This window comes from Variovorax sp. 05T418 (assembly GCF_056396385.1).
The window spans coordinates 1-21,780 of sequence record NZ_JBFTLJ010000013.1; the positions used below are offsets into that span (position 1 = coordinate 1).

Below are 21,780 nucleotides of genomic sequence, written 5' to 3' on the forward strand. Positions count from 1 at the left end.
GCAGGATGGATCCGTCCGAGCCCTCGCAACGCACGGTGACGGCAGTGCCGACGCTGCGCGCCACCGCAGCCATGGCCTTGATCCGCCCATGCAGGAAGCCGCGATCATGAAAGTGGCCGATGGTGGCCGGCTCGACCTCCTTCAGCAAGGCCAGCAGTTGCAGCATGCAAGGCGGCGGCAACTCTCCTCGTTCGATTGCAGTCATTTCGGATATCGTCGTTGTGAATGACGGCAATCGTAGGCAGCCACTCCCGGCACCGATACTGATCAATTCTCACGATGGTTGATTCGAGTTCCTTATCAACGCGGTTCACCCTCCACCAGCTGGAAGCTTTCGTGTGGACCGCGCGTCTCGGCACGGTGCATGCAGCAGCGCGCCACCTGCATCTGACCCAGCCGGCGATCTCGCACCGCATTCGCGACCTGGAGGAGGAACTGGGTATCCAGCTGTTCGAACGCCAGAGCCAGCGCCTGCTGGTGACAGAGCTGGGCCGCAACGTGCTGGTCTATGCGGAGCGCGTGCTGGCGTCGGCGCAGGACATGGCGAGGCTCGATCTGCGGCGCACCATCACCGGCCTGGTGCGCCTGGGAGTGGACGAGTCCTGCGCGATCATCGGGATGCCGCAGATCCTCAAGGAGATCAAGGACAGCTATCCGGCGCTCCGCGTGGACCTGACGGTGGGCGGAGGCGCCCAACTGCTTCAGAAGATCAACAGCCACGAGTTGGACATAGCGCTGCACACGGGGCAAAGCAGCCAGCCCGACGTGACAAGCCAGTTCATCGGACTGACCGAACACCAGTGGGTGGCGGCCCACGACCTGATGATGCCCGACGGAGACTTTCTGCCGGCCCACGCCCTGAACCACCGCATCGTCTGCAATGCGCCGCCGTCGACCCTGCATGAATCGGCATCGCGCTGGCTGGCCTCGGATGGCTATTCGTTCGAGGAGTACAGCAGTTGCAATTCGCTCTCGCTCATGGTGGCGCTGGTCGCCTCCGGCCATGCGATTGCCATGCTGCCCGCATCGATCACGCGCCGGCAGGTCGCCGAAAAGTCCCTGCAGGTGTTGCGCGCCAAGCCGGCGGTGCCGAACGTGCCCTACTACTTCTCGTACCTGGCGCATCACCGCAGCGACATGACGGCACGCATCCTGGACATCGTGCTGCGCAACTTGCACTACGCCGGGTTCTTCCAAGCTGAAGGATCGTCCTAGACGGACGCAACTGCGGCATCGCTTTTCACCCATCGCGGTCGCGATTGGGTACAGCGATCTGCGAAATTCTGGCCAAAGGCGGCTGCACGCATCAGTTACCGCACTGGTTCGAAAGTGGCAAGTTCTCGCAGCATTCGCGGCCACGCCCTGAGCCCCTTCCCGATCGAGGCGATCCGGGAAAACTCGCCGGGCGCGTGCACCGGTTCGTCCGGCAGGTTGTAGCCGAACATCAGCGTGTCGACGCCCATGGTCTCCTTGAGCACGGCGGTGATCGGCACGGTGGCGCCGAGGCGCACGTGCAGCGGCCTGCGCCCGTGCTCGGCCAGCAGCACCCGTTCGGCCGCCTTGACGAGCGGGCTGCGCGGGCTGAGACCCGAGGCGGGCGAGTCGCCGCCCTGGAACTCGATCTGGAGCCTGACACCGGGCGGCCAGCGCTCGACAAGGTGGCGCTTGACCGCATCGAGCGCCCGCTCGGGCGACTGTCCGGGAACGATGCGCATTGACATCCTCGCGTGCGGAAGTTCTTCGTCTATGGATATGGGGTTTTCCTCGTTGGCTGCGCGGGCGTCCGAAGGCCCTGGCCGGAAGAAGCTCTCACAGGCACACCACAGCGAGCAACACGCCCGCAAGCCCAAACGGCGTCGACAGGTCGAACGAAACCGGCGCCCCCGCCGCCAGCTGCGCCCGCAAACCCGACACCAGCGCACCGAAGAGAGCGCGATGCCAAGGGCGTTGCCAACCTGGATACGACACCGAGGACGGCCGAGGCGGTCGCCGAGCGCGCAGGGTCCACACTCGAAAGCGCCTGCCCGGTTTTGCCGTGAAGAGCTGGCAGGGCTACTTCGCGCCCGCCGGCACGCCCCCGACCAACTCCTCTGCCAGGGATGCTCCGACAGGGAGGTGAAGTTCGAGCGGCAGTGCATTCGCGACAGCGAACGCTCTCGAACTGCATGGAAAAAAGCTCTCGCAGCTTCGCGGAGAGAGAGTCGCGATCGAAAACTGTTTTTATGCAACCGGCGACATAACAATGCATATTTATGCGCCGCTAAGCATTTTCTGGATAGGATTGCGCCATGGAAGCGAAAAATCTCAGGCCTCATGCCTCTGGCAACCCCGGAGATCCCATCGGAGCTGCATGGCTCGTTCGCGCGTTCGGCCTTGAACTCGTCCAGCCCATCTTTGTCCGCAGCGAGATCGGTCCCCGCAGACAGACCGTACACCATCCGGGGTACCGTCGGGAGGTCCACCAAGAGCACATGCGACCTGCTGCCACGCTGCAGGCCCACCTGACTTTCATGCTCAAGCACGAGGGCGTGCACCTCGAACTCCTGGCCCGCCTCTTTGAACGCCTGGACCCGCTCGTCGTTGCCGACTGGGTGCGTGCAGAGCCGAACGGTCAATACGCCCGCCGGGCCGGTTTCTTCTACGAGTGGCTCACTCGGCGAGAGCTGCCGATCGAGAACGGCTTGGTCGGGGGCAACTACGTCGAAGCCCTGGATCCTGAAGAACAGGTGGTCGCGACCACCAGCGTGCCGGTGGGCCGGTGGCGTGTGCGGGACAACATGCCGGGGACCAGCGACTTCTGTCCCACGGTTCGCCTGACGCCCGCGAATCACGAGGGGCTTCAGTTCGACCTGGCCGGCGCGTTGGCTCGAGAGGAAGCTGAGTTTGGAGCGGAGGTCCTGCGCAGAAGCGCAGTGTGGATGACGCTGCGGGAAAGCCGCTCGAGCTTTCAGATCGAAGGCGAGCAGGACCAGATCACACGTGTCCAACGATTCGCCGCCGTGATGGAAACGCGCACCGGCGCGGGCGACGCTCCGCTGACACCCGATGCGCTGGCCACGCTGCAGAAGGACATCCTGGGCGAGGTGACCACGCTCGCCTCGTTCGGCCTTCGGCGATCCCCCGTCTTCGTGGGGCAAATGGTGCACTTAGAGAACGTTGTTCACTACGTCGCGCCCGACTGGCCTGACGTGGCGCCCATGCTGGATGGTCTGAGGACCTTTGTCGAACGAACGAATGGTGCGTCGCCGACTGCGCGAGCCGCGGTCGCCTCGTTCGGGTTCGTGTATATCCATCCATTGGCGGACGGCAATGGCCGCGTGCATCGGTTCCTCGTCAACGATCTCCTCCGCCGAGACGGTGCAATCCATGCGCCATTCATCCTCCCAATCTCGGCCTTGATCACGGAGCACTCCGTGGAGCGCGCACGCTATGACGCCGCGCTCGAGGCGTTTTCGCGCCCGTTGATGAGCAGGTATGCCGACCGGTACCGGTTCACGAGGGAGTCAGAGGTTCAACCTGACGGCGTGATGTCGAACTTTCATTTCGAAGCGTACGCAGATGCGCGGCCGGCCTGGCGATTCCTGGACCTGACAAGCCATGTCGAATACACAGCCGGGCTGCTTCAGCGCACGATCCAGCAGGAGATGCATGCGCAAGCCTCCTTCTTTCGAAGCCTCGGCCAGGCACGTGCCGCAGTGAAGGAACTCGTCGAGGGACCGGACGCCGACGTGGACGCGATCATTCGCTCGGCCCGCGAGAACGATGGGGTGCGATCGGGAAAGCTGGCAAAGCGCTTTCCGGCTCTGCAGAACGATGCGCTGTGGGAGAAGGTCGCTGCCGCGGTTGCGCAATCCTTTGGCCCAGAGCCCCACGAAGCAGAGGGCACGGAGGACGATCCGGCCTCACGGTCGCCGATTGGATGACCCCGCCAGGGTTGCTCCGAGGGGCATCTGTCGATTTCCGCTGGCGACCTGTCGCGGCAGCCTGGTACCTAGGCGTAGGTGACGAGATCGCACCTGGCACCTCGGCCTTCATTCGCAAGCTGGCCGTCCGCCGGGCGTGGGCGAAGAAGGGGGTTTCGACTGAGCTGCTGTCGTTTGCCCGAGCCCATGCACGGGCTTTGGCCCGGCCCTACCTTCGCCTGGACTGCGTCGCGGATCGGCTTGGGCTGCGAGATCTCTATGAGCACTTCGGCTTCGCGGTGCACAGCGTCATTCGGAAGGGCACCGTCTCGTTCGCGCGAGACGAACTCCAGACGACACAATAGCCGCGACACCATCCTTTCGGAGTTTTCGTGTACGTCTCCAAGCACCACGCGCTGCCCGAGCCCGCCGAAGCCCAGGCACTGATCGAGGCCCACCCGCTGGGCGCATGGGTCGTGCCCGGCCGCGAAGGCCTGGTCGCCAACCATGTGCCCTTCCTGCTGGACAGGTCGCGCGGCCCGTTCGGAACACTGATGGGCCATGTGTCGCGTGCCAATCCGGTGTGGAAGCTGCTGCCTGCCGCAGCGCATTCGGCGGTCATGTTCCAGGGCCCGCAGTCCTACATCACGCCCGGCTGGTATCCGGGCAAACAGGCGCACGGAAAGGTCGTGCCGACCTGGAACTACGCGGTCGCCCATGCGCACGGCGCGGCGCGGGCCATCGACGACGAACACTGGCTGCGCGGCATGCTGACGCGCCTCACGGCCGCCCATGAGTCCTCGAAGCAATTGCCCTGGCAGATGACGGACGCGCCGGCGGATTTCATCGACAGGATGCTGCGTGCCGTGGTGGGCATCGAGATTCCGATCGAGCGCTTGGTCGGCAAGCTCAAGGCGAGCCAGGACGAGGACCTGCAGGACCGGTGGGGCACCGTGAGCGGGCTGGCCGCCGAAGGCACCGAGAACGCGGCGGCGATGGCGCGCCTCGTCGAACGTGCCGCCCGGCAACAGCGCTGACGGGATCGCCATGCTGCTGTATGTGCTCGATCTCGCAGGCATCGCGGTCTTCGCAATCAGCGGCGTGCTGGCGGCGGGCCGTGCGGACCTCGACTGGCTGGGCGTGGTGGTGATCGCCTCCGTCACGGCCGTGGGCGGCGGCACATTACGCGACCTGCTGCTGGACCGCCATCCGGTGTTCTGGATCCGCGAAGTGCGCTATGTGTACGCGATCCTGGCGGCGACAGCGGCCGCCATCGCATGGGTTCATTTCTTCCCGCTGCCCGAGCACGCGCTGGCCTTGGCCGATGCGCTGGGCCTCGCGCTCTTTGCGATGACCGGGGCGCAGGTGGCCGAGGAGCGGCGCCTGCCGGCGCTCGTCGTGATCCTGATCGGCACCATGACCGGCGCCGCCGGCGGCCTGTTGCGCGATGTGCTCACCGACCGCATTCCGCTGCTGCTGAGCAGCGGCATCTATGGTTCCGCTGCCATCGCGGGCATTGCGGCCTACCTGCTGCTGCAGGCCGCCGGAATGCCGCGCCACTGGGCCTTTCACGCGGGGCTGCTGCTGGTGGTGGCGCTCCGGCTCGGCGGGATCTACGGCGGCTGGCACCTGCCGGTGCTGCGGCTTTCGGCTTGAGCGCGGGCCGCGCGGCGCGGCCACCCGCCGCGGCGCTCAGCGCTTCGCGTTCTGGCTCTGCTCGCGGAACGCCGCCTCGCCGGCGGTGGAGATCTCGACCCACTTCTTGTCGGGCACGGCCTCCTCGGCGTAGTTGTCGTGCCAGTTCCACCACTTGTAGGTGGGCGTCTGCGGGTAGCCCTCGGGCGAGTCTTCCCACACTTCCTGCCGGCCGAGCGGCGTGATGTCGAGGTAGTTCCAGGTGTTGCCCATCTGCTCGTCGCCGCGGTTGTTGAGGAAGTAGGTGCGGAACACGCGGCCGCCTGCGTCGCGGTAGAACACGTTGGTGCCGTGCCATTCGTGCACGCCGAAGTCGGCGTCGAAGCTGTCAGTGAGCGTGAACCACGGAATCTCCCAGCCCATGCGCGCCTTCAGCCGCGCGATGTCCGCCTGCGGCGCGCGCGAGACGAAGACCAGGGTGGTGTCGCGGGCGTTCAGGTGGGCGACATGGGCGACCTGGTCGGCCACCATGGAGCAGCCGCGGCAGGCGTGGTCGGGCCAGCCGAACACGCCGGGCTCGAAGAAGGCGCGGTAGACGATCAGCTGGCGCCGGCCGTCGAACAGCTCGGGCAGGCCGACCTTGCCCGCGGGTCCTTCGAAGGCATAGGTTTTTTCCACGGCCATCCACGGCATGCGCCGGCGCTCGGCGGCCAGCGCGTCGCGCGCTCGGGTCTGGGCCTTTTCCTTCACGAGCAGCTGCTCGCGGGCCGCTTCCCACGCCTCGGGCGAAACGACCGGTGGGGTGTGCATGGCGGGCGCGGTGCCCTTCTTTCCGTTCTCGGTGGAAGTCGTCATGGCTTGAATCTCCTGGTTGGGCGAGAAGAAAAGTTTGGCACCGCCCACCCCGCCGCGGGAGTAACAAGTTTGGCGGGATTGCGGCTTTCCGCGCCGGGCCCGGTTCCTGCTATCCGGTGGTTTCCCCCCACCGCCCGCAGAGAACAACGCCATGACCACCACCAGCTTTCGCTCCACCCGCCGCACTGCGCTGCACATGCTCGCGGCAGGCGCCGCCTCGCTCGCCCTGCCCGCCTTCGCGCAATGGCCCGACAAGCCGATCAAGATCATCGTGACCTTTCCGCCGGGCGGCTCCAGCGACGTGCTCGCGCGCCTGCTCGCGGAACAGCTGTCGAAGAAGCTGGGGCAGCCGGTGGTCGTGGACAACAAGCCCGGCGCGGGCGGCACCATCGGCGGCGCACAGGTGGCCGCGGCCGCGCCCGACGGCTACACGCTGATGCTCTCGAACACCACGCCGATCGCGCTCGGCCCCTTCACGCTCGACAAGCAGCCCTACGATCCGGTGGCGGGCTTCAGCCACATCGCCTACCTGGGCGCCGCGCCGCTGGTCATCATGGCCAGCAAGCCCTCGGGCTTCAGGAGCTATGCGGACTTCGAGGCGGCCGGACGCAAGGATGGCCGCATGGACTTCGGCTCGGGCGGCCCCGGTTCGATCGGCCACATCCACGGCGAGCTGCTCAAGAAGATCACCGGGATCAACATGGTGCACGTGCCCTACCGCGGCGGCGCGCCGATGACCACCGACCTGATCGCCAACACCATTCCGGTGGGGATCGACGTCATCACCGCCTACGTCCCCTTCTTCAAGAGCGGACAGCTGGTGCCCCTGGCCGTGACCGGCACCCAGCGCTCGCCGCTGATGCCGGACGTGCCGAGCATCGCCGAGCTCAAGCAGCCGAAGCTGGTGCTGGAGAACTTCTTCGGCCTGTCCGGCCCGGCCAGGCTGCCGGAGGACGTGGTGGCGCGGCTCAACGCGGCCTGCAACGAGGTGCTGGTGATGCCCGAGATCCAGAAGAAGCTCACCGATCTGGGCATCGTGGCCAAGCCCGAGACCGTCGCCATGTTCAACGGCTTCGTGAAGGAGCAGGTGAACGTGCTGGGCCCGACAGTCAAGGGCGCGGGCATCAAGCTCTGACGAGACCGCCTCGGCGCCTGCACGGCGGCGCCCAGGAACGCTCTGCCGCAACAGCCCTGCTGGCGCCGTGGCCGCATAAGATGTATGATACGCATCATGCGAAACACAAAGCACAGCGTCAGGGCAGCGGCCAAGGAGGCCTCGCACGAGCGCATCCTGTCCGTGGCTGCCCGTGCGATCCGCCGCAGCGGCTACGACGGCACCGGCGTGGCCGACATCATGAAGGAAGCCGGCCTGACCCATGGCGCCTTCTACGCCCATTTCCCCTCGCGCGAAGCCATGCTGGCCGAAGCCGCGGGCCGGGCCTGTACCGAATCGGCCGCGGCCGCCGCCAAGGCCGCTTCCGACGAGCCCTCCGGGCAGGCCCTGCCCGCCATGCTGCGTGCCTACCTTTCGCCGGAACATGTGGCGCATGCGGAGATGGGGTGCCCGCTGGCCGCGCTGGGCTCGGAAACGCCGCGCCAGGCCGCCGAAGTGCGGCGCGTGACCACCCGCCACCTCAAGGAAATGATCGACCTCGTCGCGCGCCAGTCGCCCGACTGGGGCCAGCCCGCTGCGCATGAACGCGCAGTCGTGACCGTTGCCACCATGGTCGGCACCTTGCTGCTCGCGCGCGCGGTCGACGAGCCGGCGCTGTCGGCCAGCCTGTGCGAGGCTGCGCTGAAGCATTTGACGCCGGCCTGAATCCGCCGCGGCACGAATCCCTTTTTGCTCGCCCATAAATATGATGAACATCATGCGACACAAGCAAAACCCTGCCGGCAAGGCGCGCGCGCTTCCGCTCCTTTTCGCACTCGCGTTCCAGGGCCTCGCCGCGGCCGCTGCGCTCACGGCGCTGCCGGCCCGGGCGGACGAGACATCGCCCGTTGGCCTGTGGAAGAACGTCGACGACGTCAGCGGCAAGCCGCGGGCGCTGATCCGCCTCACCGAATCGAACGGCGTCCTCCAGGGAAAGATCGAGAAGGTGTTCCCGGCGCCGAACGAAGACCCGAACCCGACCTGTGAAAAGTGCGAAGGCGCCAACAGGAACGCACCGGTCGTCGGGCTGGTGATCCTCAGCGGCCTCGCCAAGGAAGGCGGCGAATACGCCGGCGGCCAGATCCTCGACCCCGACAACGGCAAGGTCTACCGCAGCACCGTGCGCCTGACCGACAACGGCAAGAAGCTCAGCGTGCGCGGCTACATCGGTGTGCCGATGCTGGGCCGTTCACAGACCTGGATACGCCAGTAACAAGGAAGACCATGAAAGCATTTGTTCTCGATCGATACGGCAAGAAAGCCGCACTGCGGCCGGCCGACATGCCGACGCCGGAGCTGCGCGACGACGAGGTCCTGGTCGAGGTGCATGCCGCGGGCCTGAACCTGCTGGACGCCAAGATCAGGAACGGCGAGTTCAAGCTCATCCTGCCGTACCGCCTGCCCCTCGTGCTGGGGCATGACGTGGCCGGCGTCGTGGCCAAGGTCGGCGCGCGCGTGCGGCAGTTCAAGCCGGGCGACGAGGTCTATGCGCGGGCCGACGATTTCCGGATCGGCACCTTCGCCGAGTTTGTTGCGGTCAAGGAGGCATCGCTCGCGCCCAAGCCGCAGGGCCTCACGATGGAAGAAGCCGCGTCCATTCCGCTGGTGGCCCTGACGGTGTGGCAGGCACTGGTCGAGAAGGCGGGGCTCAAGAAGGGCCAGAAGGTCTTCATCCAGGCGGGCTCCGGCGGCGTGGGCACCTTGGCCATCCAGCTGGCCAAGCACCTGGGCGCCACCGTCGCCACCACGACGAGCGCGGCCAATGCCGCGCTGGTGAAGAGCCTGGGCGCGGACGTCGTCATCGACTACCGCACGCAGGACTTCGAGGATGTGCTGCGCGACTACGACGTGGTCCTGAACAGCCAGGACGGCAAGACGCTCGAGAAGTCCCTGCGCGTGCTCAAGCGCGGCGGCAAGCTCATCTCCATCTCCGGACCGCCCGACCCGGCATTCGCCAAGCAGAGCGGCGCGCCTGGTTTCGTGAAGCTGGCCATGCGGCTTTTGAGTTCGGGCATCAGGCGCCGGGCCGGAAACCGCGGCGTCGATTACTCGTTCCTCTTCATGAGGGCGAACGGTACCCAGCTGCGCGAGATCACGCGCTTGATCGAGGCCGGTGCCATCCGGCCCGTGATGGACCGCGTGTTCCCGTTCGAATCCACCAACGAAGCCCTGGCCTATGTCGAAGCGGGCCGCGCCAAGGGCAAGGTCGTCGTCAAGCTCAAGTGAGCCTTGTTCATTTCCCGTTCCCTTCTTTTCCCGGAGATTCCTCATGAAGATCGAAAATTCCGTCGCTCTCGTCACGGGCGCCAATCGCGGCATCGGCCTGGCATTCGCGCGTGAGCTGCTGGCCCGCGGCGCCCGCAAGGTTTACGTGGGCGCCCGCAACCCTGAAACCGTGACCCAGGCCGGCGTCCAGGCGCTGCGCCTGGACGTCAACAATCCGCAAGACGTGGCGGCTGCCGCGGCGCTGGCGTCCGATGTGACGCTGGTGGTCAACAACGCCGGCATTGCCCAGGCGGGCGGCTTTCTCGCGGCCGACAGCGAAGAGGTCGCACGGCAAATCTTCGAAACCAATTTCTTTGCCGTGCTGCGCATGAGCAAGGCCTTCGCGCCCATTCTCAAGGCCAATGGCGGCGGCGCGCTGCTCAACGTCCTGTCGATTGCCTCGTGGGTGAACGGCGGCGAGCTGGCGGCCTATTCGGCCAGCAAGTCGGCCGCGTGGTCGCTTACCAATGCCCTGCGCAGCGAACTGTTGGCGCAGAAGACGCAGGTGCTGGCGCTGCACATGGGCTATGTCGATACCGATCTCACGCGCGGCTTCGATGTGCCGAAGACGAGCCCTGAAGACATCGTGAAGCGTGCGCTCGACGGGCTCGAGTCGGGCCTCGACGAGGTGCTGGCCGACGAGCTCACGCAGCAGGTCAAGCAAGGGATGACGGCGCCCAGGCCCAGCTACCTTCCGCAGGTGGCCTGAGTGCACCGCTGGGCGGACGTTCCAACGAAATCCATCTCCGCCGGGGGCGTGGATTTTGCGTACCGGGAGCTGGGCGCGCACCATGGCGGGACACCGGTGGTGTTTCTCGTGCACCTGGCCGCCGTCCTGGACAACTGGGACCCGCGCATCATGGACGGCATCGCGGCAAGGCACCACGTGGTCGCCTTCGACAACCGCGGCGTCGGCGCATCCAGCGGTTCGCCGTCCGATTCGGTGGAGCAGATGGCCAGCGACGCCATCGCCTTCATCGAGGCGATGGGCTTCGCGCAGGTCGATCTCTTCGGCCTTTCGATGGGCGGAATGATCGCCCAGGACATCGTGCTGAAGGCGCCGCAGCTCGTGCGCAAGATGATCCTCGCAGCCACCGGCCCCGCGGGCGGCGAGGGCATCAGCACGGTGGCGAGGGTCGCGCACTGGGACCTGCTGCGCGGCCTCTTCACCGGCCAGGACCCCAAGCAGTTCCTGTTCTTCACGCGCACGCCGGGCGGCATCGAAGCCGGCAAGGCCTTTCTCGCGCGATTGAAGGAACGCACCGAGAACCGCGACAAGGAGATCACGATCGCCGCGTACCTGGCGCAATTGCGGGCGGTGAAGGCCTGGGGCCGCAAACGCCCGGCCGACCTTTCGGTGGTCAAGCAGCCCGTGCTCGTCGTCAACGGCGACGACGACCGGATGGTCCCGACCGCGAACTCGCACGAACTGGCGCGGCGGCTTCCGAACAGCACGCTGATCATCTACCCCGATGCCGGCCACGGCGGCCTGTTCCAGTTCCATGCGGACTTCGTGCCCAAGGCGATCGAGTTCCTGGGCCGGTAGGATTTCGAGGGCGGCCGCGCTCCGGCCGGATACCCATCGCATGGGTATTTGCGAGATTACCCATGTGATGGGTTTTTGACAAATACCCATGACATAGGTAATCTCAGGATACCAACCTCATTGGTATTCACATGCAGCAGGTCCTTTCGGTTCCCTCCCAGCTCGGCGCGCTGCTCAAGGCCGCGCGCAAGGAAGCGGGCATTTCGCAGGTCAAGCTGGCCGAGCGGCTCGGCATCAGCCAGAGCCGGATGTCCCACATGGAACTCAACCCTGGCTCGCTGAGCCTGGAGCAGCTGCTGGCCATCTTCGGCGTGCTGGGCCTCGAGATGGTGGTGGGCTCCAGGAAGCCCGCGCCCACCGGCAGCCAGGCAGCTTCCCAGGAGTGGTGAGCATGGCGCGCACACGGGGCCTGCAGGCCCTTTCCATCTGGGCCAACGGTGAACGGGTCGGCAGCTGGCGCATTCCCGCGCACGGGGCGGACGAACTGCGCTATGACGATGCCTGGGCCGATTCGCCCGCCGGGCGCCCGCTCTCGCTTTCGTTGCCGCTGGTGCGCGGCTTCACCCACAAGGGCGCGGTCGTCAGCAACTACTTCGACAACCTGCTGCCGGACAGCCTGCCCATACGCCAGCGCATCGCGAGCCGCTTCGGCACGCAGACGACGCAGGCCTTCGACCTGCTGCAGGCGATCGGCAGGGATTGCGTGGGCGCCATCCAGCTGCTGGGAGAGAACGCCAGCCCGGCCGATGTGGAACGCATCGAGGGCGAACCGATGAGCGAAGCCGGCGTCGAGCGGCTGCTGCTGCAGACGGTCGATCCGGGCAGGTTCGCCGCGCAGGCCGTGCCTGGCGACGAACTGCGCATCTCGCTGGCCGGCGCCCAGGAGAAAACCGCGCTTCTGTGGCACGAGGGCCAGTGGCTGCGCCCGCAGGGCTCGACCCCCACCACGCATATCCTGAAGCTGCCCTTGGGCCTGGTCGGCCATCGCAAGGCCGACTTCAGCACCTCGGTGGAGAACGAGTGGCTCTGCCTGAACATCCTCCAGGCGTACGGCCTTCCCGTGCCCCGCACCGCGATGCTCCGGTTCGGTTCGCAGAAGGTGCTGGCCGTCGAGCGCTTCGACCGCCGGCTGCACTCCTCCGGAAACTGGTGGCTGCGCCTGCCGCAGGAAGACTTCTGCCAGGCCCTCGGCAAGCCGTCGCACCTGAAATACGAAGCGGACGGCGGACCGGGAATGACCGACCTCGCCGACGTGCTGCGCAACTCAGTCAACGCCCAGGAAGACCTGGCAACGCTCCTCACCGCGCAGCTGCTCTTCTGGATGCTGGGCGCGCCCGACGGGCATGCCAAGAACTTCAGCATCGCCTGGCTCCCGATGGGCCGCTACAGGCTGACGCCCCTCTACGACGTGATGTCCATCTGGCCCCTGGAAGGCAACGGCCCGAACCAGTTTTCCAGGCACGAGGCCAAGCTCGCGATGGCCTTGTCCGGCAAGAGCAGGCACTACCACTTCAAGACCATCCAGCGGCGCCACTTCAACGCCATGGCACAGAAGTGCCACTACGACCCGGATGCCGAGAACATCATCCAGCGCGTGCTGGCGGCAACGCCCGGCGTGATCGATCGGATCGCCGCGCGCCTGCCCGCGCAGTTTCCGGTAGCGGTGTCGGGCCGGATCCTCGAAGGGCTCGCCCGCTCCGCGAGGGCGCTGAAGGGAATGCCGCCCGTCTAGGGAGGCGACGCCTGCGCATGCCGCAATGCCCCGCAAAAAAGTTCATCGGAAATTCGCCGCAGCCTTACCGGCCCTTCACATGGCGCCCTCAGCATGGGAACTCCTGAATACAACGACTCGAAGGAGTTGCAATGAAGAAGTTGTCCCTCGCATTGGCTGCGGCCACCCTGCTCTCTCTGGCCGCCCTGAGTGCTCCTGCGCAAGCGCAGCCGCACCTTGGTGACCACGGCTATCGCCCGCACGTGGTCGTTGTTCCGCCGCCCCCGCCGCGGCACGTGATACGGCACGGCCACGACCGCCATGCCGACTATCGTCATGGCCACCGCGCCGACTACCGCCATGCGCGCCGCGACAGCGACCGCGACGGCGTGCCCGATCGCTACGACCGCCGCCCCCACAATCCGTATCGGCGCTGAGCGCGAGCGCTGGCCTGCGCTTTCGCCGACGACGATGGCTCGGGAGTCGGCGCTCCGGAATGAGCCTTCCGGACTGGCCCGTCAACCAAGCGGCAACTCGATGCACCCGGCGAGCGGAACCTGCGGAACGTGGTCGAGCCGCGCACTGCTCGCAATGACGATCGCGTGACCCGCGCGCCCGGCCCGCGATGCGATGGCCTTCCACAGGCACCCGATCGACCGCGCGTCGAGCGCACCTTCGGGTTCGTCGAGCAGCACCAGCGCGCGGCCCGAAGCCAGCGCGGCCGCCAGACCCACCTTGCGCTTCGATCCGGTGGAGAGCATGTACATCGGCTTGTCGATGTGCGGCGCCAGCGAGAAACCCTCGACCAGCACCTGCCACAGCGCCGCATCGAAGCCCGCATCACCTTCGCTCAGCGTGGCGGTGCATGCACGCGCGGTGAGCTGGTCGAAAGCTTCGGCGGCCGGGTCGCAGAAGAACACGTTGCGCCTGTAGGCCTCGGGCTCTGCATCGAGCCGCGCGCCCGCGAGCGTCAGCCTTCCGGAAGCCGGAGGCAGCGCGCCCGCGATCACGCGCAGCAGGGTCGACTTTCCGCTGCCGGTGTCGCCATGCAGCAGCGTGACGCCCTCGCCCACCGAAGCGCACCAGCCGGATGCAAGTGCGGGCTGGCCCGGGTAGGCAAAGCCCAGGTCGTGGACCTGGAGGATGGCGGGTGATGTCGGGGTGTTCATGTGCGTGCGGAAGTCCTCGCCGGATTCTGCCTCGGCCCCGGCGCCTCCACCCGCCTTCAGCTCAGCTCAGATCAGGAACTTGCGGATGCGCGCCGACGCCAGGTCGATGGCGCTCACGCTCACCACGATGATCAGCATCACCGCGCAGGTCTCGGCGTACTGGAAGCCGCGGATGATTTCCCACAGCACCACGCCGATGCCGCCCGCGCCCACCATGCCCACCACCGAGGCCGAGCGCACGTTCGACTCGAAGCGGTACAGCGCATACGAAATCCACAGCGGCATCACCTGCGGCAGCACGCCGTAGACGATCTCGTGCAGCGCGCTGGCGCCCGTGGAGCGGATGCCTTCCACTGGCTGCGGGTCGATGGCTTCCACGGCTTCGGCGAACAGCTTGGCCAGCACGCCGGTGGTATGCACCCACAGCGCCAGCACGCCGGCGAAGGGGCCCAGGCCCACGGCCACCACGAACAGCATCGCGAACACCATCTCGTTGATGGCGCGGCAGCTGTCCATGAGGCGGCGCATCGGCTGGTAGATCCACCAGGGCACGATATTGGCGGAAGCCAGCAACGCGAGCGGCACGGCGGTGACCACGGCCAGCGCCGTGCCCCACAGCGCGATCTGCAAGGTGACGACCATCTCCTGCAGGTACATGCGCCACTGCGTGAAATTCGGCGGAAAGAACTCGGCCGCGTAGGTGGCAATGTTGCCGGAATCGCGCCAGAGTTCGAACGGACGCATGTCGGCGCCCTTCCAGGACGCGGCCAGCAAGATGAGCAGGCCCGCCCATGAGAGCTGCCAGGCGAGGCTGCGCTTGGGAGCGGCGGACGCCGCAGGCGCCAGGCTCGGGCGGACGATATGGACCGTGGGTTGCATGGCGGACACAGCAGTGCAGCGGCAAAGAAAAGTGGCGGGCGCTCAGTTCAGCGCGGCCAGCTTCTTGTCGATGTCGGCCAGCTTGGCCTTCTTGTCGGCGTCGCCGAGCACGGCGTCGGCCTCGATCTTGGTGCGCTGGCCGAACAGGTCGAGCTGGCGGATCGGCAGCAGCTGCTTGTCGCTCGATTCCTTGAAGCCCGAGAGCTTCGAGATCTTCATGACGATCTCCTTCTCGCGCGGATCGGACTTGGCGTAGTTGTAGAAGAAGTTGCGCAGCTTGGCCTTGGTCGCCTCGGGCAGGTCCTTGCGCATGACGAGCGGGTCGAGCGGAATCAGTGGCGAGGTCCAGACGATCTTGATGTCCTTGAACTTCTCGGGGAAGCGCTCCTTCACCTTCTCGAGGTTCTCGCTGTTGTTGGTGGCCACGTCGACCTGCTTGTTGGCCACGGCCAGCGCGTTGGTCTCGTGGTTGGCGCTGCGCGTGACCTTGAAGATCGACTTGGCATCGAGCTTGTTCTGCGCGAAGACGTAGAAGCCCGGCACCAGGTAGCCCGAGGTCGAGTTGGGATCGCCGTTGCCGAAGCTCAGGTTCTTCGCGTTCTTGAGCACGTCGTCGAGCGTGTTGAGCGGGCTCTCGCGGTTGACGATCAGGTGCGAGTAGTAGCCCTGCGTGCCGTCGGCGTTGACCATTTGCGCGAACACTTCGCCGCCCGCGCGGTCGACCGCTTCCATGGCCGACTTGTTGCCGAACCAGCCGATGTGCACCTTGTTGAAGCGCATGCCTTCGATGATGCCGGCGTAGTCGGGCGCAAAGAAGGCCGTGACCTTGAGGCCCGTCTGGCGGCTCATGTCGTCGATCAGCGGCTGCCAGTCGCCCTTCAAGTTCTGCGTCGCCTCGGTCGAGATGATGCCGAAGTTGATGTCCTGCGCGACGGATGCGCCGGCCAGGCTGAGGCCCAGCACGGTGGCGGCAATGAGTTTCTTGATCATGGATGGCTCCAGGAGAATTGAAAGGGTGGAAAGATGTGTTCGTCGCGGGCTACGCGGCTTGCGCCGCCCACGACACGGGAGCAGCAGGGTTCAGCACGTGCACGTTGGCGCCTTCGGGCACTGCGGCCGGCGCGGCGGGCCGCAGCAGCTCGTCGGCCTGCACGCCATACAGGTCGCGCAGCAGCGCGGGCGTCAGTGCCGAGGAAGGCCCGTCGAACACCACCTGGCCCTGGTTCAGCGCCACCACGCGCGGGCAGTACTTCATCGCGATGTCGACCTGGTGCAGCGACACGATGACGGTGCAGCCGTCCTCGCGGTTGATGCGCGCGAGGATCTCCATCACCTTGCGCGAGGACTCGGGGTCGAGCGATGCAATGGGTTCGTCGGCCAGCACCACCTTGGCGCCCTGCACCAGCGTGCGCGCAATGGCCGCACGCTGCTGCTGGCCGCCCGACAGCGTGGAGGCGCGCTGCGCATGGCAGTCGGCAATGCCCACGCGCCCCAACGCTTCCAGCGCCAGCGCGCGCTCCTGCGCCGTGAACATGCGCAGCCAGCTGCGCCACCACGGCATGCGGTGCAGCGAGCCGACGAGCACGTTCACCAGCACCGGCAGCCGCGCCACCAGGTTGAACTGCTGGAACACGAAGCCGACCTGCGAGCGCACCTTGCGGATGTCGCGGTGGATGCGGCCGCCCTTCTGCACGCAGCAGCCGTCGATCTCGATCAGCGAATCGGTGCCGCCATCGGCGGCCACGAGGCCCGCCACGTGCCGCAGCAAGGTGGACTTGCCGGAGCCCGAGGCGCCGATCAACGCCACCATCTCGCCGCGGTTCACGGCCAGGTTGACGTCGCGCAGCGCATGCCGGCCGTTGGCGAAGTGCTTGTTCAGTTGGTGGATGCGCAGGACACCGGTCATCTTGGATTCCAAAGTCGTCTAGACAAGTGAAGTCTCGCGAGGCGCCGTGACATGCGCGCGACAGCTGCGCGACATTGCGGCGACAGCCACGGCAACGCCCCCCGAAGACGCCCTCAGATCACGCGCCGACCCTGGCGCCACACGCCGCGCACCACCGGGTGCCTGGCACCGTCGGCCATCTGGGTGATGCGCACCTGCACCAGGTCGGCGCGCAGCCCCGGCGCCAGGCTGCCGCGGTCGTCCAGGCCGGCCGCGCGCGCGGGGGCGCGGCTCACCATCGCCACCGCTTCGGGCAGCGTGCAGATGCCCTCGTCCACCAGCCGCATGACTGCGCTCATGAGGCTGCCGGGCACATAGTCGGAAGAAAGGATGTCGAGCAGCCCCTGGCGCGCCAGCTCGGCCGCGGCCACGTTGCCCGAGTGCGAGCCGCCCCGCACCACGTTCGGCCCGCCCATGATGTTGGCGAGGCCGCGTTCGCGGGCCGCTCGCGCGGCCGCCAGCGTGGTCGGGAATTCCGACATGCTGGCGCCCTCCGCATGCGCCTGCTCGACGTGCGCCACGGTGGTGTCGTCGTGGCTCGCCAGGGCAATGCCATGCGCGCGGCAATGTTCGACGAAGTGCCGGCGGTGCGGCTCGGCATAGCGTGTCTGCAGCAGCACGGCCTCGGAGACGCGGCGGTCGAACTTGTCGTCGCTCCAGCCCTTCTTGCCGGTGTAGTAGATGCGCGCAACCTCGATGTTCTCCCACTGGCGCTGGCCCGGCGTGTGGTCCATGAGCGAGATCATCGACAGGCGCGGATGCTTGCGGAACGGCTCGAACAGCTCGATGGTGTTGGGCGCCGGCAGTTCGCAGCGCACGTGCAGGTGGTGGTCGGCGCGCAGCAGGTCGCTCTCGATGCAGCCGTCGAGCACGTCGAGCAGCGTGTCCCAGGTGCTGCCGCGCAGGCTCTCGGGGTCAGCCTCGCCCACGCCCAGCGCATCGAACACCGTGGTGATGCCGGCGGCAGCCACCTCGGCGTCGTGCGCGAGCAGCGCGGGCATCTCGGCCCACTGCACCTTGGGGCGCGGCATCAGGTGCCGCTCCAGGTTGTCGGTGTGCACCTCGACCAGGCCCGGAAACAGGTAGTCGCCCTCGAGGTCGAAGGTGCCCGCAGCGGTGGCGCCGCCGTCCAGCGCCTCGATGCGCCCGCCGGCCACCGAGAGCGCGCCGTGCACCACCTCGCCGGGCAGCACCATGCGCGCATTGGAAAAGACGATGGGTGCTGCGCTCATGGCCGGGTGCTCCTGAAGTCGCCCACGTTGACGCGGCGCGTGGCCACGGCCGCGCCCACCTCGGCGTCGTGGAAGATGCCGACGATGGCCGCGCCGCGTGCCGTGGCCTCGCGGATCAACTCGATCACCGTGGCCGTGTTGGCGGCGTCGAGCGAGGCGGTGGGCTCGTCCAGCAGCAAGAGCGGCTTGGGCTTGATCATGTTGCGCGCGATGTTGATGCGCTGCTGCTCGCCGCCCGAGAAGGTGGCGGGCGGCAGGTGCCACAGGCGCTCCGGAATGCGCAGCCGCGCGAGCCAGAGGCGGGCCTCGGCGCGCGCGGCCTCGATGCCCGCGGGGTCGTCGCCGGCGTCCTCGGCCAGCGGCTCGGCCACCACGTCGAGCGCGGGCACGCGCGGGATCACGCGCAGGAACTGGCTCACGTAGCCGATGGTGTCGCGCCGCAGGCGCACCAGCTCGCGCGGCGCCACCTCGGTCAGGTCCACCGGGCCGGCCGGCGCCTGCACCGTGATGCGGCCCGCGCTCGCGCGGTAGTTGGCATAGATGAGCTTGAGCAGCGTGCTCTTGCCCAGGCCCGAGGCGCCGTCGAGCACCACGCATTCGCCCGCGCTCACGCGGAGGTCGACCGCGTCGAACACCGGCAGCTCCAGCTGGTTCTGGTGGTGCAGCGTGAAGCGCTTGGCCACGCCCTGGAGAAGAAGCAAGGGGGTCGTCATGGTTGGAGCACCGAGGAAACGAGAAGCTGGGTGTAGGCGTGCTGCGGGTCGTCCAGCACCTGGTCGGTGAGGCCGGTCTCGACCACGCGGCCCTGCTGCATCACGACCATGCGGTGCGCGAGCAGCCGCGCCACCGCCAGGTCGTGCGTGACGACGATGGCCGCGAGCTGCATCTGCCGCGTGAGCTGGCGCAGCAGGTCGAGCAGGCGGGCCTGCACCGACACATCGAGGCCCGAGGTCGGCTCGTCCATGAACACCAGCCGCGGCTGCGTGACCAGGTTGCGCGCGATCTGCAGGCGCTGGCGCATGCCGCCCGAGAAGGTGCGCGGCGTGTCGTCGATGCGCGCCGGATCGATCTCCACGCGCTGCAGCCAGTGGGCCGCGGTGGCGCGCACGTGGCCGTAGTGCCGCTCGCCCAGGCCCATGAGCCGCTCGCCCACGTTGGCGCCGGCCGAGACATCCATGCGCAGGCCGTCGGCCGCGTTCTGGTGCACGAAGCCCCAGTCGGTGCGCGAGAGCAGCCGCTGCTGGGCCTCGGTCATCGCGAACACGTCCTGCAGGCCGCCGCCGCGCACGTGGAACTGCACGCTGCCGGCGTCGGGGCGGCTGCGCGCGGCAATGGCGTCGAGCAGAGTCGACTTGCCCGAGCCCGATTCGCCGACCACCGCCAGCACCTCGCCGGGCCAGAGGTCGAAGGAGGCGTCGTGCAGCGCCACGCGCTCGCCGTAGCGCTTGCCGACGCCGCGCACGCGCAGCAGCGGGAGCGAGGAGACTTGCGTCGTGCTCATGCGAGGGCTCCGTCCACGCTGGCCGCCGAATCGGTCACGGGGTCGGACGAAGTGGCAGCATCCGCCTGCTGCCGCGACTGGCAGTAGTCGGAGTCGGAGCACACGTGCATGCGCGCGCCCCGGTCGTCGGTGATCACTTCGTCGAGGAAGCTGTCGGTCGCGCCGCACAGCGCGCAGGGCGTGTCCCAGCGCTGGATCTCGAAGGGGTGGTCCTCGAAGCTCAGGCTTTCGACCGGCGTGTAGGGCGGCACGGCGTAGATGCGCTTCTCGCGGCCGGCGCCGAACAGCTGCAGCGCCGGATTCATGTGCATCTTGGGGTTGTCGAACTTGGGGATCGGCGACGGCGACATCACGTAGCGGCCGTTCACCAGCACCGGGTAGTCGTAGGTGGTGGCGATGTGGCCGTAGCGCGCGATGTCTTCGTAGAGCTTCACGTGCATCAGGCCGTACTCGGCCAGCGCGTGCAGCGTGCGCGTGGTGGTCTCGCGCGGCTCCAGCCGCTGCATCGGCTCGGGCACCGGCACCTGGTAGACCAGCACCTGCCCTTCGGCGAGCCCCGCTTCGGGGATGCGGTGGCGCGTCTGGATCAGCGTGGCGTCGGCCGTGCGCGTGGTGGTGTCCACGCCCGTGGTGCGCTCGAAGAAGCGGCGGATGTTGACGGCGTTGACGGTGTCGTCGGAGCCCTGGTCGATCACCTTGAGCACATCGCGCGGGCCGATCACCGCGGCCGTCACCTGAATGCCGCCGGTGCCCCAGCCGTAGGGCAGCGGCATCTCGCGCGAGCCGAAGGGCACCTGGTAGCCCGGAATGGCCACGGCCTTGAGGATGGCGCGGCGGATCATGCGCTTGGTGCGCTCGTCGAGGTAGGCGAAGTTGTATTCGGTGGTGGTCGTCATTCGTGGTCTCCCGCGCCGGCGGCGGCGCGCATCTTCCGCACGAGCTCGAGCTCGGACTGGAAGTCGACGTAGTGCGGCAGCTTCAGGTGCTGCACGAAACCCGAGGCTTCGAGGCTGTCGCTGTGCGAGAGCACGAACTCCTGCATCTGCGCGGGCGACTCCACGGGTTCGCCGAGCTCGTCGGCGCGCAGCGCGCGGTCGACCAGGCTCATCGCCATGGCCTTGCGCTCGCAGTGGCCGAAGGCCAGGCCGTAGCCGCGCGTGAACTGCGGCGGTTCGCTCTTGCTGCCCGCGAACTGGTTGACCATCTCGCATTCGGTGATCTCCAGGTCGCCGATGGAGATGGTGAAGTCGAGCTCTTCGGGCGCGAGCTCGAGCTCCACGCTGCCGAAGCGGATCTCGCCCACGAACGGGTGGCTGTGCGAGTAGCCGCGCTGCGTGGAATAGGCCATGGCCAGCAGAAAGCCCTCGTCGCCGCGCGCGAGGTTCTGCAGCCGCGTGGCCCGGTCGGCCGGAAAGCGCAGCGGCGCGCGCGTGAGGTCCACCGGTGCCGGGTCGCCGGGCGGCACAGGGCGGGTTTCGATCAGCCCTTCCTGGTTCAGCAGATCGACCACGCGCGGCGTGACTGCGGCGGGCGGCGTGGCCGCATCGGCCGCGGGCGCCGGCGCGGCCTGCTGCCGCCCCTCGGCCAGCAGCGTGAAGTCGATCAGGCGCTGCGTGTAGTCGTGCGTCGCGCCCAGCACCTGGCCACCGGGCAGGTCCTTGAAGGTGGCGGAGATGCGGCGGTCCAGCGCCATGCGCGAGGTGTCGAGCGCCACGCTGTGGCCGAGGCGCGGCAGCGTCGCGCGGTAGGCGCGCAGCAAAAAGATGGCCTCCACCATGTCGCCCGAGGCCTGCTTGATCGCAAGCGCGGCCAGTTCGGGGTCGTAGACCGAGCCCTCGGTCATCACGCGGTCGACTGCGAGCTTCAGCTGCTCGCGGATCTGGCGCACCGACAGCTCCGGCGTGCCGGTGTCGCCGCGGCGCTGGTCGGCCAGCAGCCGGTAGCTCGCGAGAATGGCGGCTTCTCCGCCCTTGACGGCAACGTACAT

The 21,780-nt window shown here is 67.5% G+C and carries 25 protein-coding genes and 1 pseudogene; 14 read left to right on the forward strand and 12 right to left on the reverse strand.

What is annotated here, in order from left to right; all coding sequences use genetic code 11:
• Positions 1-205: pseudogene (locus AC1DMS_RS23255) on the reverse strand (hypothetical protein); the annotation flags it as partial.
• Between the two features lie 74 nt (positions 206-279).
• Between AC1DMS_RS23255 and AC1DMS_RS23260 the strand changes: the two are divergent.
• On the forward strand, positions 280-1,215 hold the full coding sequence (locus AC1DMS_RS23260; RefSeq protein WP_015866097.1) for a LysR family transcriptional regulator: 936 nt from the start codon (positions 280-282) through the stop codon (positions 1,213-1,215).
• A 95-nt stretch (positions 1,216-1,310) separates the two neighbouring features.
• On the opposite strand, the gene AC1DMS_RS23265 is transcribed toward AC1DMS_RS23260, so the two are convergent.
• Entirely contained in the window at positions 1,311-1,715 is a 405-nt protein-coding gene (locus AC1DMS_RS23265) for a hypothetical protein (protein WP_041945816.1), read from the reverse strand.
• 573 nt (positions 1,716-2,288) lie between these two features.
• Here AC1DMS_RS23265 and AC1DMS_RS23270 point away from each other — a divergent pair.
• From AC1DMS_RS23270 to AC1DMS_RS23285, 4 genes are read left to right on the forward strand one after another with little or no spacing between them, the layout of a single operon-like run.
• Positions 2,289-3,923 carry a Fic family protein gene (locus AC1DMS_RS23270; protein WP_015866098.1) on the forward strand — a complete coding sequence of 545 codons (1,635 nt, stop codon included), beginning with the start codon at positions 2,289-2,291 and terminating at the stop codon, positions 3,921-3,923.
• Positions 3,920-4,267, forward strand: coding sequence for a GNAT family N-acetyltransferase (locus AC1DMS_RS23275; RefSeq protein WP_478080150.1), 348 nt, complete (start codon positions 3,920-3,922; stop codon positions 4,265-4,267). The genes AC1DMS_RS23270 and AC1DMS_RS23275 overlap by 4 nt, the downstream gene beginning before the upstream one ends.
• Before the next feature lie 27 nt (positions 4,268-4,294).
• Entirely contained in the window at positions 4,295-4,939 is a 645-nt protein-coding gene (locus AC1DMS_RS23280) for an FMN-binding negative transcriptional regulator (RefSeq protein WP_015866100.1), read from the forward strand.
• 10 nt (positions 4,940-4,949) lie between these two features.
• On the forward strand, positions 4,950-5,558 hold the full coding sequence (locus AC1DMS_RS23285; protein WP_015866101.1) for a TRIC cation channel family protein: 609 nt from the start codon (positions 4,950-4,952) through the stop codon (positions 5,556-5,558).
• Between the two features lie 36 nt (positions 5,559-5,594).
• Here AC1DMS_RS23285 and AC1DMS_RS23290 read toward each other — a convergent pair whose 3' ends face one another.
• The gene (locus AC1DMS_RS23290; RefSeq protein ID WP_015866102.1) at positions 5,595-6,392 is read right to left on the reverse strand and encodes a DUF899 domain-containing protein; all 798 of its coding nucleotides are present in this window, start codon (positions 6,390-6,392) and stop codon (positions 5,595-5,597) included.
• 151 nt (positions 6,393-6,543) lie between these two features.
• Between AC1DMS_RS23290 and AC1DMS_RS23295 the strand changes: the two genes are divergently transcribed.
• The 9 genes from AC1DMS_RS23295 (at position 6,544) to AC1DMS_RS23335 (ending at position 13,504) form a co-directional block, all read left to right on the forward strand.
• Positions 6,544-7,527 (forward strand): Bug family tripartite tricarboxylate transporter substrate binding protein, encoded by a 984-nt coding sequence (locus AC1DMS_RS23295; RefSeq protein WP_015866103.1) that lies wholly within the window; start codon positions 6,544-6,546, stop codon positions 7,525-7,527.
• Positions 7,528-7,611: 84 nt separating this feature from the next.
• A complete protein-coding gene (locus AC1DMS_RS23300) occupies positions 7,612-8,211 on the forward strand; it encodes a TetR/AcrR family transcriptional regulator (RefSeq protein WP_015866104.1) in 600 nt (199 codons plus the stop codon).
• Positions 8,212-8,251: 40 nt separating this feature from the next.
• A complete protein-coding gene (locus AC1DMS_RS23305; protein ID WP_015866105.1) occupies positions 8,252-8,758 on the forward strand; it encodes a DUF2147 domain-containing protein in 507 nt (168 codons plus the stop codon).
• Positions 8,759-8,769: 11 nt separating this feature from the next.
• The gene (locus AC1DMS_RS23310; RefSeq protein ID WP_015866106.1) at positions 8,770-9,771 is read left to right on the forward strand and encodes an NADP-dependent oxidoreductase; all 1,002 of its coding nucleotides are present in this window, start codon (positions 8,770-8,772) and stop codon (positions 9,769-9,771) included.
• 43 nt (positions 9,772-9,814) lie between these two features.
• The gene (locus AC1DMS_RS23315; protein WP_015866107.1) at positions 9,815-10,519 is read left to right on the forward strand and encodes an SDR family oxidoreductase; all 705 of its coding nucleotides are present in this window, start codon (positions 9,815-9,817) and stop codon (positions 10,517-10,519) included.
• On the forward strand, positions 10,520-11,356 hold the full coding sequence (locus tag AC1DMS_RS23320) for an alpha/beta fold hydrolase (RefSeq protein WP_478080149.1): 837 nt from the start codon (positions 10,520-10,522) through the stop codon (positions 11,354-11,356).
• Between the two features lie 131 nt (positions 11,357-11,487).
• Positions 11,488-11,745, forward strand: a complete 258-nt coding sequence (locus AC1DMS_RS23325) for a helix-turn-helix domain-containing protein (protein ID WP_015866109.1) — start codon at positions 11,488-11,490, stop codon at positions 11,743-11,745.
• A 2-nt stretch (positions 11,746-11,747) separates the two neighbouring features.
• Entirely contained in the window at positions 11,748-13,088 is a 1,341-nt protein-coding gene (locus tag AC1DMS_RS23330; protein ID WP_015866110.1) for a type II toxin-antitoxin system HipA family toxin, read from the forward strand.
• Between the two features lie 131 nt (positions 13,089-13,219).
• On the forward strand, positions 13,220-13,504 hold the full coding sequence (locus AC1DMS_RS23335) for a hypothetical protein (RefSeq protein ID WP_015866111.1): 285 nt from the start codon (positions 13,220-13,222) through the stop codon (positions 13,502-13,504).
• 81 nt (positions 13,505-13,585) lie between these two features.
• Here AC1DMS_RS23335 and AC1DMS_RS23340 read toward each other — a convergent pair whose 3' ends face one another.
• From AC1DMS_RS23340 to AC1DMS_RS23380, 9 genes are all read right to left on the reverse strand, one after another.
• Positions 13,586-14,236 (reverse strand): ATP-binding cassette domain-containing protein, encoded by a 651-nt coding sequence (locus AC1DMS_RS23340; protein ID WP_015866112.1) that lies wholly within the window; start codon positions 14,234-14,236, stop codon positions 13,586-13,588.
• 66 nt (positions 14,237-14,302) lie between these two features.
• Complete coding sequence (gene phnE / locus AC1DMS_RS23345; RefSeq protein WP_015866113.1) at positions 14,303-15,115, reverse strand: phosphonate ABC transporter, permease protein PhnE; 813 nt, start codon at positions 15,113-15,115, stop codon at positions 14,303-14,305.
• A gap of 42 nt (positions 15,116-15,157) precedes the next feature.
• On the reverse strand, positions 15,158-16,105 hold the full coding sequence (gene phnD / locus AC1DMS_RS23350; RefSeq protein ID WP_015866114.1) for a phosphonate ABC transporter substrate-binding protein: 948 nt from the start codon (positions 16,103-16,105) through the stop codon (positions 15,158-15,160).
• Between the two features lie 49 nt (positions 16,106-16,154).
• Positions 16,155-17,021 (reverse strand): phosphonate ABC transporter ATP-binding protein, encoded by an 867-nt coding sequence (gene phnC, locus AC1DMS_RS23355; RefSeq protein WP_015866115.1) that lies wholly within the window; start codon positions 17,019-17,021, stop codon positions 16,155-16,157.
• A gap of 113 nt (positions 17,022-17,134) precedes the next feature.
• The gene (locus AC1DMS_RS23360; protein ID WP_015866116.1) at positions 17,135-18,292 is read right to left on the reverse strand and encodes an alpha-D-ribose 1-methylphosphonate 5-triphosphate diphosphatase; all 1,158 of its coding nucleotides are present in this window, start codon (positions 18,290-18,292) and stop codon (positions 17,135-17,137) included.
• The gene (phnL, locus tag AC1DMS_RS23365; RefSeq protein ID WP_015866117.1) at positions 18,289-19,005 is read right to left on the reverse strand and encodes a phosphonate C-P lyase system protein PhnL; all 717 of its coding nucleotides are present in this window, start codon (positions 19,003-19,005) and stop codon (positions 18,289-18,291) included. The genes AC1DMS_RS23360 and phnL overlap by 4 nt, the downstream gene beginning before the upstream one ends.
• Complete coding sequence (phnK, locus tag AC1DMS_RS23370) at positions 19,002-19,793, reverse strand: phosphonate C-P lyase system protein PhnK (RefSeq protein ID WP_015866118.1); 792 nt, start codon at positions 19,791-19,793, stop codon at positions 19,002-19,004. Before phnK ends, phnL begins: the two co-directional genes overlap by 4 nt.
• Positions 19,790-20,689 carry an alpha-D-ribose 1-methylphosphonate 5-phosphate C-P-lyase PhnJ gene (locus tag AC1DMS_RS23375; RefSeq protein WP_015866119.1) on the reverse strand — a complete coding sequence of 300 codons (900 nt, stop codon included), beginning with the start codon at positions 20,687-20,689 and terminating at the stop codon, positions 19,790-19,792. Before AC1DMS_RS23375 ends, phnK begins: the two co-directional genes overlap by 4 nt.
• Positions 20,686-21,780, reverse strand: a complete 1,095-nt coding sequence (locus AC1DMS_RS23380; RefSeq protein WP_015866120.1) for a carbon-phosphorus lyase complex subunit PhnI — start codon at positions 21,778-21,780, stop codon at positions 20,686-20,688. Before AC1DMS_RS23380 ends, AC1DMS_RS23375 begins: the two co-directional genes overlap by 4 nt.